This window comes from Ramlibacter rhizophilus (assembly GCF_004681965.1).
Lineage (GTDB): Bacteria > Pseudomonadota > Gammaproteobacteria > Burkholderiales > Burkholderiaceae_C > Ramlibacter > Ramlibacter rhizophilus.
In genome coordinates, this window is sequence record NZ_SMLL01000003.1 from 96,057 (window position 1) to 109,677 (window position 13,621).

Annotated in this window: 14 protein-coding genes; 11 read left to right on the forward strand and 3 right to left on the reverse strand. The window is 72.2% G+C overall.

Translation table 11 applies throughout. The annotated features are described in order from the left end of the window. Positions 1–27: 27 nt before the first annotated feature. Positions 28–351, forward strand: a complete 324-nt coding sequence (cutA, locus tag EZ242_RS06905; RefSeq protein WP_135284412.1) for a divalent-cation tolerance protein CutA — start codon at positions 28–30, stop codon at positions 349–351. A 4-nt stretch (positions 352–355) separates the two neighbouring features. Here cutA and selD read toward each other — a convergent pair whose 3' ends face one another. Further along, positions 356–1,432, reverse strand: a complete 1,077-nt coding sequence (gene selD, locus EZ242_RS06910; RefSeq protein WP_135284413.1) for a selenide, water dikinase SelD — start codon at positions 1,430–1,432, stop codon at positions 356–358. After that, entirely contained in the window at positions 1,429–2,424 is a 996-nt protein-coding gene (gene senB, locus EZ242_RS06915; RefSeq protein WP_135284414.1) for a selenoneine biosynthesis selenosugar synthase SenB, read from the reverse strand. Before senB ends, selD begins: the two co-directional genes overlap by 4 nt. On the opposite strand from senB, the gene senA reads away from it, so the two are divergent. From senA to phnE, 5 genes are read left to right on the forward strand one after another with little or no spacing between them, the layout of a single operon-like run. Continuing rightward, entirely contained in the window at positions 2,412–3,629 is a 1,218-nt protein-coding gene (senA, locus tag EZ242_RS06920) for a selenoneine synthase SenA (protein ID WP_135284415.1), read from the forward strand. The genes senB and senA overlap by 13 nt on opposite strands. Positions 3,630–3,659: 30 nt before the next feature. Next, positions 3,660–4,532 (forward strand): putative selenate ABC transporter substrate-binding protein, encoded by an 873-nt coding sequence (locus EZ242_RS06925; protein WP_135284416.1) that lies wholly within the window; start codon positions 3,660–3,662, stop codon positions 4,530–4,532. A 25-nt stretch (positions 4,533–4,557) separates the two neighbouring features. After that, the gene (locus EZ242_RS06930) at positions 4,558–5,382 is read left to right on the forward strand and encodes a phosphonate ABC transporter ATP-binding protein (RefSeq protein ID WP_135284417.1); all 825 of its coding nucleotides are present in this window, start codon (positions 4,558–4,560) and stop codon (positions 5,380–5,382) included. A gap of 54 nt (positions 5,383–5,436) precedes the next feature. Next, positions 5,437–6,288: a PhnE/PtxC family ABC transporter permease gene (locus EZ242_RS06935; RefSeq protein WP_135284418.1), complete on the forward strand. Its 852-nt coding sequence runs from the start codon at positions 5,437–5,439 to the stop codon at positions 6,286–6,288. Between the two features lie 11 nt (positions 6,289–6,299). Beyond that, positions 6,300–7,133: a phosphonate ABC transporter, permease protein PhnE gene (phnE, locus tag EZ242_RS06940; protein WP_135284419.1), complete on the forward strand. Its 834-nt coding sequence runs from the start codon at positions 6,300–6,302 to the stop codon at positions 7,131–7,133. On the opposite strand, the gene ftsY is transcribed toward phnE, so the two are convergent. Then, positions 7,130–8,416 carry a signal recognition particle-docking protein FtsY gene (gene ftsY / locus EZ242_RS06945; protein ID WP_135284420.1) on the reverse strand — a complete coding sequence of 429 codons (1,287 nt, stop codon included), beginning with the start codon at positions 8,414–8,416 and terminating at the stop codon, positions 7,130–7,132. The two genes, phnE and ftsY, sit on opposite strands and share 4 nt — an antisense overlap. A 29-nt stretch (positions 8,417–8,445) precedes the next feature. On the opposite strand from ftsY, the gene EZ242_RS06950 reads away from it, so the two are divergent. The 5 genes from EZ242_RS06950 (at position 8,446) to EZ242_RS06970 (ending at position 13,614) form a co-directional block, all read left to right on the forward strand. Then, complete coding sequence (locus EZ242_RS06950; protein WP_135284421.1) at positions 8,446–9,882, forward strand: M16 family metallopeptidase; 1,437 nt, start codon at positions 8,446–8,448, stop codon at positions 9,880–9,882. A gap of 17 nt (positions 9,883–9,899) precedes the next feature. Continuing rightward, on the forward strand, positions 9,900–11,297 hold the full coding sequence (locus EZ242_RS06955) for a M16 family metallopeptidase (protein WP_135284422.1): 1,398 nt from the start codon (positions 9,900–9,902) through the stop codon (positions 11,295–11,297). Between the two features lie 205 nt (positions 11,298–11,502). Further along, positions 11,503–12,129, forward strand: a complete 627-nt coding sequence (rsmD, locus tag EZ242_RS06960) for a 16S rRNA (guanine(966)-N(2))-methyltransferase RsmD (RefSeq protein WP_135284423.1) — start codon at positions 11,503–11,505, stop codon at positions 12,127–12,129. Between the two features lie 61 nt (positions 12,130–12,190). Next, positions 12,191–12,691: a pantetheine-phosphate adenylyltransferase gene (coaD, locus tag EZ242_RS06965; protein ID WP_135284424.1), complete on the forward strand. Its 501-nt coding sequence runs from the start codon at positions 12,191–12,193 to the stop codon at positions 12,689–12,691. A 200-nt stretch (positions 12,692–12,891) separates the two neighbouring features. Beyond that, on the forward strand, positions 12,892–13,614 hold the full coding sequence (locus EZ242_RS06970; protein ID WP_135284425.1) for a hypothetical protein: 723 nt from the start codon (positions 12,892–12,894) through the stop codon (positions 13,612–13,614). Positions 13,615–13,621: the final 7 nt, after the last annotated feature.

Below are 13,621 nucleotides of genomic sequence, written 5' to 3' on the forward strand. Positions count from 1 at the left end.
CGCGGTCGGGCACCGGCAGGAGATGGGATGGACACCGTACTGAGCATCACGACCACGGTCGACTCGGCCGAGGCGGCCCGGCAGCTGGCCCAGGAGCTCATCCGCCGCCGGCTGGCCGCCTGCGTGCAGGTCGACGAAGGCGTGAGCTCGCATTACCGCTGGGAGGGCCGGGACTGCCTGGACGCCGAGTGGCGGCTCACGGTCAAGACCCTGCCGTCCTGCCGGGCGGCGGTCGAAGCCTTTTTCGCCGCGGAGCACCCCTACCAACTGCCCCAGCTGTTGTGGCTGGAAATGCAGGCCAGCCCGGCCTATGCGGCCTGGGTCCGCGCCCAGGTCGGCGAAGCGGCGTAGCGCTTCAGCGCACCTGGAGCCGGGCCGCGCCGGACTCGGCCGCGAGCACCTCGCCCACGACGCCGGCCTGCTCGAATCCGTGACGGCGGAAGAGCGCCAGCACGGCCGGGACCGCCTCGGGCGTGCAGGACACCAGCAGGCCGCCGCTGGTCTGTGGATCGGACAGCAACGCCTGGTCCACGGCCGAGAAACCCTGCGGCAGCGCGACCTCGGCGCCGTAGCCGGCCCAGTTGCGGCCCGAGGCGCCGGTCACGAAACCGTCCGCGGCCAGTGCGCGCACCCCGTCCAGAAGCGGCACCTGCGCCCAGTCCAGGCGCACGCTGGCGCCAGCGCCGCGGGCCAGCTCGAGCGCATGGCCGGCCAGGCCGAAACCGGTCACGTCGGTCAGCGCATGCACGCCCTCCAGCTGCGCCAGCTCGGGCCCGGGCGTGTTCAGGCGGGTGGTGGTCTCGATCATGCGCTGGTAACCCGCCGCATCCAGGGCTTCCTTCTTCAGCGCCGCCGACAGGATGCCCACGCCCAGGGGCTTGCCCAGCACCAGCACGTCGCCCGGCCGGGCGTCGGCGTTGCGCTTGACCTTGTCCGGATGGACCAGGCCCAGGGCCACCAGGCCGTAGATGGGCTCGACCGAGTCGATGGTGTGGCCGCCAGCGATGGGAATGCCGGCTGCGCGGCAGACCGATTCGCCGCCTTCCAGGATGCGGCCGATGGTGGTCGTCGACAGGACGTTGATCGGCATGCCCACCAGGGCCAGTGCCATGATGGGCTGCCCGCCCATCGCGTACACGTCGGAGATGGCGTTGGTCGCGGCGATGCGCCCGAAGTCGAAGGGGTCGTCGACGATGGGCATGAAGAAGTCGGTGGTGGCGATCAGCGCCTGCTCGTCGTTGAGCTTGTAGACGGCCGCGTCGTCGGCCGTCTCGATGCCCACCAGCAGCTGCGGCGGCAGCGGCATTCGCGCCGTGCCCTTGAGGATCTCGGACAGCACGCCCGGGGCGATCTTGCAGCCGCAGCCGCCGCCGTGCGACAGCGAGCTCAGGCGTGGTTCCATGGGGCTCTTGGCCGGGGCAGGGTGGCTCATGATTGCTGCATTTCCTCGATCAGTTGAAGCAGCCGCTCGCGTTCCCGGGCCGGGTCGAACAAGGCGGCGCGAAGCTCGCATTGTCCGCGCAGTCGCTCCAGCAGCGGGCCGGCGTGGTCTTGGGCTTGCGCCTGCTGTTCGCGCCGGCACTGCCGCAGGCGCTCGGCCAGCGCGGCGGCGTCGCGGGGCTCGAAGTAGCCGAGGTAGTCCTCCCCCAGCATGCCGACGTTGCCCGGCACTCGCGAGGCGAGCACGGGCGTGCCGCTGCGCACGGCCTCCATGATCACGTGGGCGCCGCCTTCCAGCGCGCTGGTGTGCACGAGCAGGTGCGCGCGCTGGATGGCGTCGCGGGCGCGGGCGTGCGGCCGGGGACCCAGCCAGCGGTAGTGGGGGCATTGCGCCGCCACCTGCCGGGCCGCCTCGGCCCAGCCCGCCTCCGCCGCGTCGCCGATGTGGTCGATGCGGATGCCCTCGTCGGCTCGCAGCCGGCGCGCGGCCTCGAACAGCGTGCCTGGGTCCTTGACCTGGCGCAGGTGACCCACCATCACCGCCCGCAGCTCGCGCCGCGTCTTGGGCAGCGCCGCCCGCGCGCTGGTGGACTGGTAAATCACGCGGGCCTTGGCGCGCAAGGCCTCGGGCAGCGCCTCGATGCCGAGCGACTGCAGCACGACCAGGCGGCCGGCCTGCGCGGTGGATTCGCGGGCCAGCGGGTCTTCTGCCAGGTCCTGGTAGAGGTCGGTCCCCGTGAGGACCACGGCCAGCCGCCGGCCGCCGCGCGCCTCGGCCCAGGCGCGGATCGAGGATGCCGAGCGCCGCGCGTGCAGCGCGAGCATGAGATCGTCGCCCGCGGCGGCCGCATCGGGCCACTGCGCGGTGATGCGCACCGCATGGTCGCGGGCCAGCAGCGCGCGCCAGCGCCGTGCGGTCTGCCAGTTGCCATTGTTGGCGCTCGCCAGTGCGGGGCTTACGATGACGAGCGATGAGCGATCCATTGGTCGGTTATAGCGTGCCGGCGCAGCACGCCCGCTGGGAGGCCGGGCAGCAACTGCGTTGCGGCGGCCCGCGTGCACTGTCGCGGGCGTTGCAGGCCGTGCGGGCTCGAACCCTGGCGCTGGCGGGCATGTATGCGCAGGCCCTCGGTCCGGCCATGGCCGTGCCCCCGCGCGAGACGCTCAATCCGCCGCGCTGGGAGCTGGGGCACGTGGCCTGGTTCCAGCAATGGTGGATCGAGCGCAATCCGCATCGCGCCCGGGGCTTTCGCGCCGATCCGCTGGTGCCGCGGCCGCCCTCGGACCTGCCCGAGGCCGACGCCTGGTACGACTCCGGCGCGGTGCCGCATGCCACGCGCTGGGACCTGCCCCTGCCGCCGCTGGCGAGCACGCTGGACTGGCTCGGTTCGACCCAGGCCCGCACGCTCGCCCTGCTCGAGGGCCTGCCCGACGACGCCGACGACGACGCCCTGTATTTCTTCCGCCTGGCCTGCCTGCACGAGGCCATGCACGTCGAAGCGGCGGCCTACATGGCCCGCTCGCTCGGTTTCCTGGACCCGGGCACGCCCGATGGGCAAGCTGGGCAGTGCGGCCCCGCATCGCTGCACCTGCCCGCGCAGGCGTGGACCACCGGCTGGTGCGGCCCGGGGTTCGCCTTCGACAACGAATTGCCTGCCCGTCGCCTCTCGCTCGATGCCTTCCAGATCGACGCCGACCCCGTCTCCTGGGACCGCTTCGCCGGCTTCGTCGAGGCCGGTGGCTATGCCAATGCCCGCTGGTGGACCGCGCCGGGCTGGGCCTGGAGGCTGCGGGCGCGTCCCCACGCACCCACCTTCCCCACCGGCAGCGAAGCGGCCCTGCACCTGAGCGCCCACGAGGCCGAGGCCTGGTGCCGCTGGGCCGGCAGGCGCCTGCCCACCGAGGCCGAATGGGAATGCGCGGCCATGACGGCCCCGGGCTTCCGATGGGGCGACTGCTGGGAGTGGACCGGGTCCGTCTTCGCGCCGCTGCCGGGCTTCGAGCCGCATCCCTACCTGGACTATTCACAGCCCTGGTTCCGCAGCCGGCGCGTGCTCAAGGGCGCCTCGCCCTGGACCCCGGCGTGCCTGGCCCATCCGCGCTTTCGCAACTTCTATCCGCCGGCGCGCTGCGACATCTTCGCGGGCTTTCGCAGCTGTGCGCCAGCGGTGGACGCGCCTGCGGTGTAATCCAGCCTCCTCACCCTTCCCGGATCTGCCATGCACGACACCTCGCGCCGTCGCGTCCTCCTGGGCGCCCTGACCTCGACCGCCGCCTTCGCGCTGCCCGCCTGGGTGGGAGCGCAGGGCACGCCGCTGCGCGTGACGGCCATTCCCGACGAGTCGCCGACCGAGCTGGCGCGCAAGGCCGCGCCGCTCATGCGCTACCTCGGCGAGCGCCTGGGCACGAAGGTGGAGTTCACGCCCGTGACGGACTATGCGGCCGCCGTGGAGGCGCTGGTCAACGGGCAGGTGGACCTGGCCTGGTTCGGCGGCTTCACCTTCGTGCAGGCCAACCATCGCTCGGGCGGCAAGGTCCTCCCCCTGGTGCAGCGCGAAGAGGACGAGAAGTTCCGCTCGGTCTTCATCACCACCGACCCGGCCATCCGTTCGCTGGCCGACCTCAAGGGCAAGACCCTGAGTTTCGGATCGCCCTCCAGCACCTCGGGGCACCTCATGCCGCGCAGCTTCATGCTGGCCGCGGGCGTCGACCCCGACCGCGACCTGCGGCGCGTGGCCTACTCCGGCGCGCACGATGCGACGGCGGCGGCCGTGGCCTCGGGCAAGGTGGATGCCGGCGCGCTGAACATCTCGGTATGGGACAAGCTGGTGTCCGACGGCAAGGTCGATCCGGCCAAGGTGCGCGTCTTCTACACCACGCCGCCTTACTACGACTACAACTGGAGCGTGAACGCCGCTATGCCCGCCGAGCGGCGCCAGAAGCTGGTGCAGGCCTTCACCGACCTGTCCCCCGAGACCCCGCACGGCAAGGAGATCCTGGGCCTGCAGCGCGCGAGCCGCTTCATCCCCACGCGCGCCGAGAACTACCGCGGCATCGAGGCCGCTGCCCGCAGTGCCGGGCTGCTGAAGTGATGCGCATCGCGCGCGGAGTCCCGCGGTGAAGCTCGCGCTGGAGCGGCTGTCGCTGCGCCATCCCGCCGCGCGGGGCGCACCGGCCCTGGACCTGGACGCACTGCAGCTCGCTTCCGGCGAGCAGCTGGCCATCGTCGGCCCGTCGGGCGCGGGCAAGACGACGCTGCTGCACGCCCTGGCCTGCGCGCTGCGTCCCAGGTCCGGGCGATTGCTGCTCGACGGCGCCGACCCCTGGGCGCTGTCCGCGCGCGAGTTGAGGCGGCTGCGTGCCGAGCTGTTCCTCGCGCCGCACATTCCGCCGCTGCCGCCGCGCCAGCGCGTGGTCACGGCCGTCCTCGCGGGCAGGCTGCCCCGCATGGGCTTGTGGCAGAGCCTGCGCAGCCTCTTCTATCCCGTCGGCATCGCGGACGCGGACGCCGCCCTGGAGCGTTTCGACCTGGCCGACAAGCTCTTCGCGCGCGTGGACCGGCTCTCCGGCGGCGAGCGCCAGCGCGTGGGACTGGCGCGGGCCCTGGTCGCCCGGCCCAGGCTGCTGCTGGTGGACGAGCCGCTGTCCGCCCTGGACCCGGCCCGTGCGCGGCAGGCCATGCAGGCGCTCACCGAGAGCGCCCGACAGCAGGGCGCCACGCTGGTGTGCACCATGCACGACGTGCCCATGGCGCTGGCGCATTTCCCGCGCGTGCTGGGCCTGCAGGGCGGCGCCCTGGCCTTCGACCTGCCGGTGGGCGAGGTCACGCCCGAGCGCCTGCAGGCGCTGTACGCGCGCCATCCCGAGGAACTGGCGGGCCTGCCCGCCGCGCGCGACGAGCCGCCGGCACCGGTCGGCGCTGCGCGCATGCATTGCCGCTGAGCAGGGACCCCAGGCATGCCGGACCCAGGCCCGCGCAGGAGCGCCCTCGGCGGCATGCTCCATCCGGCCCCCGCCGGGGCCGCCCTGCCAGCCCGCCACCTGCGCGACCCGGCCTGGACCGGGCGCCTCTTCTGGCTGCTGGCCGCGGCCGTCGTGCTGTGGCCCCTGGCGGTGGCCGCGGAGTTCCGTCCCTGGGAACTCTTCGCGCCCGAGAGCCTGCGCGCCACGCTGCGCTTCCTGGCCGACTTCTTTCCGCCGCGGCTGGATGCGGAGTTCCTCGGCCTGGTGCTGCGCGAGACCTGGCGCACGGTCGCCATCGCCACCGCGGGGCTGGCGCTGGCCTTGGTCGTGGCCATTCCGTTTGCGCTGCTGTCGGTGCGCAGCCTGTCCATCTCGGCGCTCGCCGGGCCCATGCACAAGGCGCCGGCCGCACTGCGCTGGGTGGTGCGCGGCGTGCTCGTGGTGCTGCGCAGCGTGCCCGAGCTGATCTGGGCCCTGGTCTTCGTGCGCGTGGTGGGCCTGGGGCCCACGGCCGGCGTGCTGGCCATCGCGCTCACCTACGCCGGCATGCTGGGCAAGGTCTATGGCGAAATCCTGGAAAGCGGCGAGCGCGAACCCACCCTCGCCCTGCTGCGCGGCGGCTCCGGGCGCTTGCAGGCCTTCTTCTACGGCATGCTGCCGCAGAACGCCGCGGAGCTGACCAGCTACACGGTCTATCGCTGGGAGTGCGCCATCCGGTCCTCGGCCGTGCTGGGCTTCGTCGGCGCGGGCGGCCTGGGGCAGCAGATGGACAACGCCATGAAGATGTTCAACGGCAGCGAGGTGGCCACGCTGCTGCTGGTCTTCGTGCTGCTGGTGGCGGGCTGCGACCGCATGAGCGCCTGGCTGCGCCGCAGCCTGGGTTGAGGAAGCGGGTCATGAACGAGCCGCGCCGTCCTGCCGCCAACGAGGTCTATCGCCTGCCGCCGCCGCTCTTCGACGCGCGCTGCAAGGCCTGCTGGTTCGTGCTCGCTGTCGTCGCGCTGGTGGTCCTGAGCTTCTGGTCGCTGGACCTGCAGTGGGGTCGCTTCGTCTCGGCCCAGGCGCTCGATCGCATGGGGCAGTTCCTGCTGCAGCTGCTCGCGCCCAGCACCGAGGCGGCCTTCCTGCTGCGGCTCGTGCCGGCCGTTTTCGAGACGCTCGCCATGTCCGTGCTGGGCACGCTGCTGGCCGCGGTGGCAGGCCTGGTGATCGCCTTTCCCGCCAGTCGCCTGCCGGGCGCCGAGGCGAGTGTCTGGCGCGGCCCCGCGCGCCTCCTGCTCAATGCCTTGCGCAGCATCCCCGAACTGGTCTGGGCCGCGCTGCTGCTGGTGTCGGCCGGGCTCGGGCCATTGGCCGGTACGCTGGCGCTGGCCCTGCACACCACGGGCGTGCTGGGGCGCCTGTTCGCCGAGGCGATCGAGAACGCACCGCCCGGCCCGGCCTTCGCGCTGCGGGTGCGGGGCGTGGGTGAGGGGCGGGTGCTGATGTGGGCCGTGCTGCCGCAGGTGCTGCCGCAGCTGGTGAGCTACACGCTCTATCGCTGGGAGAACAACATCCGCGCCGCCGCCGTGCTGGGCGTGGTGGGTGCCGGCGGCCTCGGGCAGATGCTGGCCTTCCATCTCGGCCTGTTCCAGATGCCCGAGACCTCCTCGGTGCTGGCGGCCATGCTGGTGCTGGTGCTGGCGGTCGATGCGGTCAGCGTGCTCGCGCGCGAGCGGCTGATGCGCTAGCGCCCCAGCAGGGCCAGCGAGAACTCGCGGGCGTTGAAGGTCTGCAGGTCTTCCAGCTTCTCGCCCACGCCGATGAAGTACACCGGCACCGGCTTTTCCTGCGCAATGGCGGCCAGCACGCCGCCCTTGGCCGTGCCGTCCAGCTTGGTCACGATCAGGCCCGTCAGGCCCAGCGCCGCGTCGAAGGACTTGACCTGCGCCAGCGCGTTCTGCCCGGTGTTGCCATCGATCACCAGCAGCACCTCGTGCGGGCCGCTCGGGTCGGCCTTCTGCACCACGCGCTTGATCTTCTTGAGCTCCTCCATCAGGTGCAGCTGCGTGGGCAGGCGACCGGCCGTATCCACCAGCACCACGTCCTTGCCGCGGGCCCGGCCGGCGCTCACGGCGTCGAAGCTCACCGCGGCCGGGTCGCCGCCTTCCTGGCTCACGATCTCGACGCGGTTGCGGTCCGCCCAGACGGCGAGCTGCTCGCGCGCGGCGGCGCGGAAGGTGTCGGCCGCCGCCAGCAGCACCGTGGCGCCGCTGTCGGCGAGGTGGCGGGTCAGCTTGCCGATGGAGGTGGTCTTGCCCGCGCCGTTGACGCCGGCGACCATGATCACGGTCGGCTCGTGCTGGCCGATCACCAGGGGCTTCTGCAGCGGCAGCAGCAGCTGCGTCAGCACCTCGGCCAGGATGTTCTTGACCTGCACCGGACGCGTCGCGCCGGTGGACTGCACCTTGCGCTTGACCTCGGCCAGCAGCCATTCGGTGGCCGCCACGCCGGCATCGGCCATGAGCAGCGCGGATTCGAGCTCCTCGTACAGCGCGTCGTCGATCTGGCCGCCGGTGAAGACCTGCGACAGGTTGGAGCCGGTCTTGCGCAGGCCATCGCTCAGCTTGCTGAACCAGCCGCGCCGCTCCGGCGCGACCTCGGCCGCGGGCGTGGCCACCGGGATGTCCATGGCCTGGACCAGGGCGCTGCCGATCAGGCCGCTGTCCGGCGGCCCGGGCTCGGCGACGCGCGCCGCTTCGGCGGGTGCGACCTCGGCGGCGACCGGATCGGGCGGCGGCGGCACGGGTGCCGGCTCAGGCGCCAGCGCAGCGGGCGTGGGCGGCGGCACCGGCGGTGCGGCGACTTCGACCGGCGTGGGCACGGGCTCGGGTGCAGCGGGCGGGGGTTCGGCGACCGGCGCCTGGACAGGTGCGGCGCTGGCTGGTGCGGGCGCCTCGACGCCTTCGGTCGGCGCGGCGACTTCGGGTGCTGGTGGGGCAGCCGGCTTTTTTTTCCGGAAGAAACTGAACATCAATGAGCTTTGGCGACTCAGACGATTCTATGAAACAACTCCTGCAGAGCTTCCTGGGCGTGGGCCTCCTGGCCGCCGCCCTGGCCTCGGCGGCCCAGCCGAGCGCGCCGCCACCGGTCCCCACCCCGCAGGTGGCGAGCGCCAACGCCCCGGCGGTCCACCAGTACACCCTCTCCAATGGCATGACCCTCATCGTCAAGCCCGACCGGCGGGCGCCTACGGCCGTGCACATGGTCTGGCTGCGCGTGGGGTCCATGGACGAGACCGACGGGCAGTCGGGCGTGGCGCACGTGCTCGAGCACATGCTTTTCAAGGGCACGCGCGAGCTCAAGCCCGGCGAGTTCTCGCGCCGCGTGGCCGCGCTGGGCGGCAGCGACAACGCCTTCACCGCCCGTGACTACACCGGCTACCACCAGCAGATCCCGGCCGAGCGCCTGGAAGACGTGATGCGCCTGGAGGCCGACCGCTTCGCCAACAACCAGTGGCCGGACGAGGAGTTCCGCCGCGAGCTGGAGGTGGTCAAGGAGGAGCGCCGCCTGCGCGTCGAGGACTCGCCCCGCGCCCGCCTCTACGAGACGCTCAACGCCACGGCCTTCCTGGCCTCGCCCTACCGCCGCCCCATCGTCGGCTGGATGAGCGATCTCGAAGCCCTGACGCCCGAGGATGCCCGCGAGTTCTACCGCCGCTGGTACGTGCCGGCGAACGCTGCCGTCGTGGTGGCGGGCGACGTCGATCCGCAGCAGGTCCTGAAGCTGGCCGAGCGGCACTACGGCCGCATCCCGGCCCGCCCGGTGCCGGCGCGCAAGCCGCAGGGCGAGCCCACGCAGCACGGACCTCGCCAGGTCGAGGTCCGGGCGCCGGCGGACCAGCCCTACACCACCCTGCAGTTCAAGGTGCCCAAGCTCAGCTCCTTCGAACCCACGCCGCAGAATGACGACGCGCTGGCGCTGTCCATGCTGGCGGCGGTGCTGGATGGCCACGCGGCGGCGCGGCTGAACCGCGCGCTCACGCAGGGCCCGGACCGCGTGGCCGACAGCGCCGGTGCGTCCAACGGGCTGTGGGGCCGCGGCCCCCAGCTTTTCGCGCTCGATGGCGTGCCGGCCCCGGGCAAGACGCCGCAGCAGGTCCAGGCGGCGCTGCGCGCCGAAGTCGAGCGCATCGCCCGCGAGGGCGTGAGCGAGGCGGAGCTGCAGCGCGTCAAGACCCGCTGGATCGCCGGCGAGGTGTACAAGCTCGATTCGCTGTTCAACCAGGCGCGCGAACTCGGCGCGTACTGGGTCTATGACCTGCCGATGGATGCCGGCGAGCGCCTGCTGCGGCGCCTCGGCGAGATCACGCCCGCGCAGGTGCAGTCCGTCGCGGCCCGCTACTTCGGCGACGAACAGCTCACCGTCGGCACGCTCAAGCCCCTGCCGCGCGACAAGCAGGCGCCCCCGCGCGCTCCCGCGGCTGGCGCGCGCCACTGATGACCGGTTTACTTCCCATGAACAGAATCCCCGTGACAAGCTTCCGTGCGCTGGCCCATGCAGGCCAGGGCCTCTTCATCGCGCTCTCGCTCCTGGCTGGCGCTCCGGCATTGGCGGCGCTGCCGATCCAGCACTGGGTGCAGGACAGCGGCGCCAAGGTTTACCTCGTCGAATCGCCCTCGCTGCCCATGGTGGACGTGCAGATCGACTTCGATGCCGGCTCGCGGCGCGAGCCGGCGGGGCAGGTCGGCCTGGCCAACGCGACGGCCAGCCAGACCGCCAGCGGCATCCGGCGCCAGGACGGCGCGGCGGACGGCCCCTATGAATCGGCGCTGGACGAGAACCAGCTCAGCGAAGCCTGGTCCGACCTCGGCGCCGGCTTCGGCGGCTCGGCCGGCAGCGACCGCATGAGTTTCACCCTGCGGTCCCTGAGCGACCCGGCCGTGCTGTCGCGCGCGGTCAACCTCGCGGCGCGCCAGCTGGGGCAGCCCGCCTATCCCTCCGACGTGTGGCAGCGCGATCGCGAACGCGCGGTCGCGGCCATCCGCGAAGCCAACACCCGCCCCGGCACGGTGGCGGGCAAGGCCTACCGGGCCGCGGTCTATGGCGGCCATCCCTACGGCTGGGAGGTGACCGAGTCCACGCTGGCCGCCATCTCGGTGGACGACATGCGGCGCTTCCATGCCCGCTACCTGCAGCCGTGCCGGGCCAAGGTCAGCATCGTGGGCGCGGTGGACCGGGCGCAGGCCGACCAGCTCGCCCGCCGGATGCTGTCGCTGCTGCCGCAGGGGCAGCGCTGCGAACCGCTGCCGTCCGTGGCCGAGGTGCCGCCGCTGACCCAGCCCGTGCGCCTGGACATTCCCTTCGAGTCGGCGCAGGCCCATGTGCTGCTCGGCCAACCCGGCGTCCGCCGCGACGACCCCGACTACTTCCCGCTGCTGGTGGGCAACTACATCCTGGGCGGCGGCGGCTTCGTCTCGCGCCTGTCCACCGAGGTGCGCGAGAAGCGGGGCCTGTCGTACAGCGTCTCCAGCCACTTCGCGCCCGGCCGCCATGCCGGCGCCTTCACGGTCGGCCTGCAGACCCGGCCCGACCAGGCGGGCCAGGCGGTGTCCGTCGTGCGCGAGGTCATCGAGCGCTTCGTGGCGCAGGGCCCCACCGCGCAGGAGCTCGCGGCCGCCAAGGACTACATGGTGGGCAGCTTCGCGCTGCGCCTGGACAGCAACGCCAAGCTGCTCGGCAACTTGGCGGCGATCGCCTGGCACGAGCTGCCGCTCGACTACCTGGACACCTGGCAGGACCGCGTGCGCGCGCTCAGCGCCGCGGACGTGCGCTCGGCCTTCCAGCGTGCCTTGCAGCCCGATCGCATGGCGGTCGTCACGCTGGGCGCTGCAGGCGCGGCCGCCAGCCGATGAACCCTGTCAACGCTGTCAGCCCGCTGTCCGCCTCGGCCAGCCCAAGCGTAGAAAATCACGGCGTTCTGTCACACCAAGGTTCCGGCGCCAGCCAGGAATGGTGACCAGGGAGCAAGAAGGCAGTTTGAACGCGGCACGTGCCGCGTTCTTTTTTTTGCGGCTTCGCGGCCCGAAGCGGCCGTGCCGTGGCGATAAGCTGCGCGCCATGGCCACTTCCCCGTCTCGTCCGGCTTCGCGTCCGCGCCCTGGCGTCGCCGGCGCGCGCCTTCCGCAGGAGGTCCGCATCATCGGCGGCCTCTGGAAGCGCACCCGTCTTCCCGTGGCCGACCGGCCGGGCCTGCGGCCCACCCCGGACCGCGTGCGCGAAACGCTGTTCAACTGGCTGGGACAGGACCTCGCCGGCTGGCAGGTGGTGGACGCCTTCGCCGGCAGCGGCGTCCTTGGACTGGAGGCCGCCTCGCGCGGCGCGCAGCACGTGCTGCTCGTGGAGCAGGAGCCGCAGCAGGTCGATTCGCTGCGCGCCCTGGTCCAGCGGCTGCAGGCGCAGGCGCAGGTCCAGGTGCAGCGCGGCAACGCCCTCACCGTGCTGCAGGGCCTGCCCGCACGCAGCCAGGACCTGGTCCTGCTCGATCCGCCTTTCGATGCCCCGCTGCATGAGAAGGCCCTGGCCGCCGCGGCACCCGCCCTGCGCAGCGAAGGCTGGCTGTACCTGGAGGCGCCCACGGCCTGGACCGAGGCGCAACTGGCTCCGCTGGGCCTGCAGCCGCACCGCTACCTGCGCGCCGGTGCCGTGCACGCGCACTTGCTGCGCCTGGCCGTGCGGCCGTCATAATGCACCGCAACATTTCGCCACACAGGGCGGGCTGCCACCGGCCCGCCTGCAGGAGACAACCATGGGCCAGCCCGTGATCGCCGTCTATCCCGGCACCTTCGATCCCATGACGCTCGGCCACGAGGACGTGGTGCGCCGCGCCACGCAGCTCTTTCCCAAGGTCATCGTGGCGGTGGCGGCGGGGCACCACAAGAAGGCCATGTTCACGCTGCAGGAGCGCATCGAGATGGCGCGCGAGGTCGTCAAGGACTATGCGCAGGTGGAAGTGGAGAGCTTCTCCGGCCTGCTGCGCGACTTCGTGGTGGCACGCGGCGGCAAGGCCATGGTGCGCGGCCTGCGCGCCGTCACCGACTTCGACTACGAATTCCAGCTCGCCGGCATGAACCGCAGCCTCATGCCCGAGGTGGAGACCGTCTTCCTCACGCCCAGCGACAAGTACCAGTTCATCAGCAGCACCTTCGTGCGCGAGATCGCGGTGCTGGGCGGCGAAATCGACAAGTTCGTCTCGCCCCTGGTGCAGGCGCGCCTGATGCAGAAGGTGCGAAGCCTCGGTCGCGATTGAAACGCGGTCTTGCCTGCGGCCACGGCATGTAAATTTCCGGCCCATCACTGGCGGCGGCATGCCGGCTTCCGGCCGGCAGCCTTACATCCGGCTGCATCCACCTGAGGTCGGCTTCGGATGATCGGACCTTTCCGAAGCCGCAAGGGCGTGCCGCGAGCACCGCTTGCCGGCTAGTTCCGACTGACAGCAAAGGAATGGCCATGACATCCAAGCACATCCCGCTTCTCGCATCCCTGCTCCTGGGCGCCGGCATCGCCGCAGCGCAGACCACTTCGGGCAGCACCAGCTCGGACACCACCACGTCCGGCACGCCCAGTGCGAGCACGCAGGCTCCAGGCGCCGGACCGGGCGCCCCGCTGTCCGCCGCCGAGCAGCAGGCCGTGGAGAAGCTGCAACAGGCCGCCAACCGCCTGCGCGAATCCATCCAGGCCATGCAGAGCAAGCCCGAGGGCTCCGAGCGCGTGGGCGCGATCCGCCAGACCCAACAGGCGCTGAACGAAACGCACGAGGCCATGCTGGCCCTGCCGGAGAACCTGCGCAATGCACCGGGCGTGTCCACCACCACCTACGACGAGTCGGTGCGCAAGCTGATGCAGGCCGCCGACTCGCTGCGCGACTCCATCCAGTCCATGGCCAAGCTGCCGGCCGGTGACGCCCGCAACAACGCGATCAAGCAGGCCAACGACGCCCTGATGCAGACCCACTCCGCCGTGGCTCAGGCCTATGTGCCGACCACCTCCGGCACCAGTGCCATGGGTGCGGGGGCGGCCACGCCGGCAAGCAGCACCCTGAAGGAGCCGCCGGCCGCCGCTGGCAGCACCGGCACCCCGGGCGAGAGCTCGCGCACCGGCACCCTGGGTTCCGGCGCCACCATGCCGGCCCAGGGCGCGGGCACGGAAGGCACGGCGGGCGAGAAGAAGTAGGCGCGCC

What these genes read in the sequence shown, in the direction of transcription:
- EZ242_RS06970 (WP_135284425.1), top strand. Translation starts at nt 12,892, where the DNA reads ATGACATCCAAGCACATCCCGCTTCTCGCATCCCTGCTCCTGGGCGCC.
- EZ242_RS06955 (WP_135284422.1), top strand. Translation starts at nt 9,900, where the DNA reads ATGAACAGAATCCCCGTGACAAGCTTCCGTGCGCTGGCCCATGCAGGC.
- ftsY (WP_135284420.1), bottom strand. Translation starts at nt 8,416, where the DNA reads ATGTTCAGTTTCTTCCGGAAAAAAAAGCCGGCTGCCCCACCAGCACCC.
- phnE (WP_135284419.1), top strand. Translation starts at nt 6,300, where the DNA reads ATGAACGAGCCGCGCCGTCCTGCCGCCAACGAGGTCTATCGCCTGCCG.
- rsmD (WP_135284423.1), top strand. Translation starts at nt 11,503, where the DNA reads ATGGCCACTTCCCCGTCTCGTCCGGCTTCGCGTCCGCGCCCTGGCGTC.
- EZ242_RS06950 (WP_135284421.1), top strand. Translation starts at nt 8,446, where the DNA reads ATGAAACAACTCCTGCAGAGCTTCCTGGGCGTGGGCCTCCTGGCCGCC.
- selD (WP_135284413.1), bottom strand. Translation starts at nt 1,432, where the DNA reads ATGAGCCACCCTGCCCCGGCCAAGAGCCCCATGGAACCACGCCTGAGC.
- coaD (WP_135284424.1), top strand. Translation starts at nt 12,191, where the DNA reads ATGGGCCAGCCCGTGATCGCCGTCTATCCCGGCACCTTCGATCCCATG.
- senA (WP_135284415.1), top strand. Translation starts at nt 2,412, where the DNA reads ATGAGCGATCCATTGGTCGGTTATAGCGTGCCGGCGCAGCACGCCCGC.
- senB (WP_135284414.1), bottom strand. Translation starts at nt 2,424, where the DNA reads ATGGATCGCTCATCGCTCGTCATCGTAAGCCCCGCACTGGCGAGCGCC.
- EZ242_RS06935 (WP_135284418.1), top strand. Translation starts at nt 5,437, where the DNA reads ATGCTCCATCCGGCCCCCGCCGGGGCCGCCCTGCCAGCCCGCCACCTG.
- EZ242_RS06925 (WP_135284416.1), top strand. Translation starts at nt 3,660, where the DNA reads ATGCACGACACCTCGCGCCGTCGCGTCCTCCTGGGCGCCCTGACCTCG.
- cutA (WP_135284412.1), top strand. Translation starts at nt 28, where the DNA reads ATGGACACCGTACTGAGCATCACGACCACGGTCGACTCGGCCGAGGCG.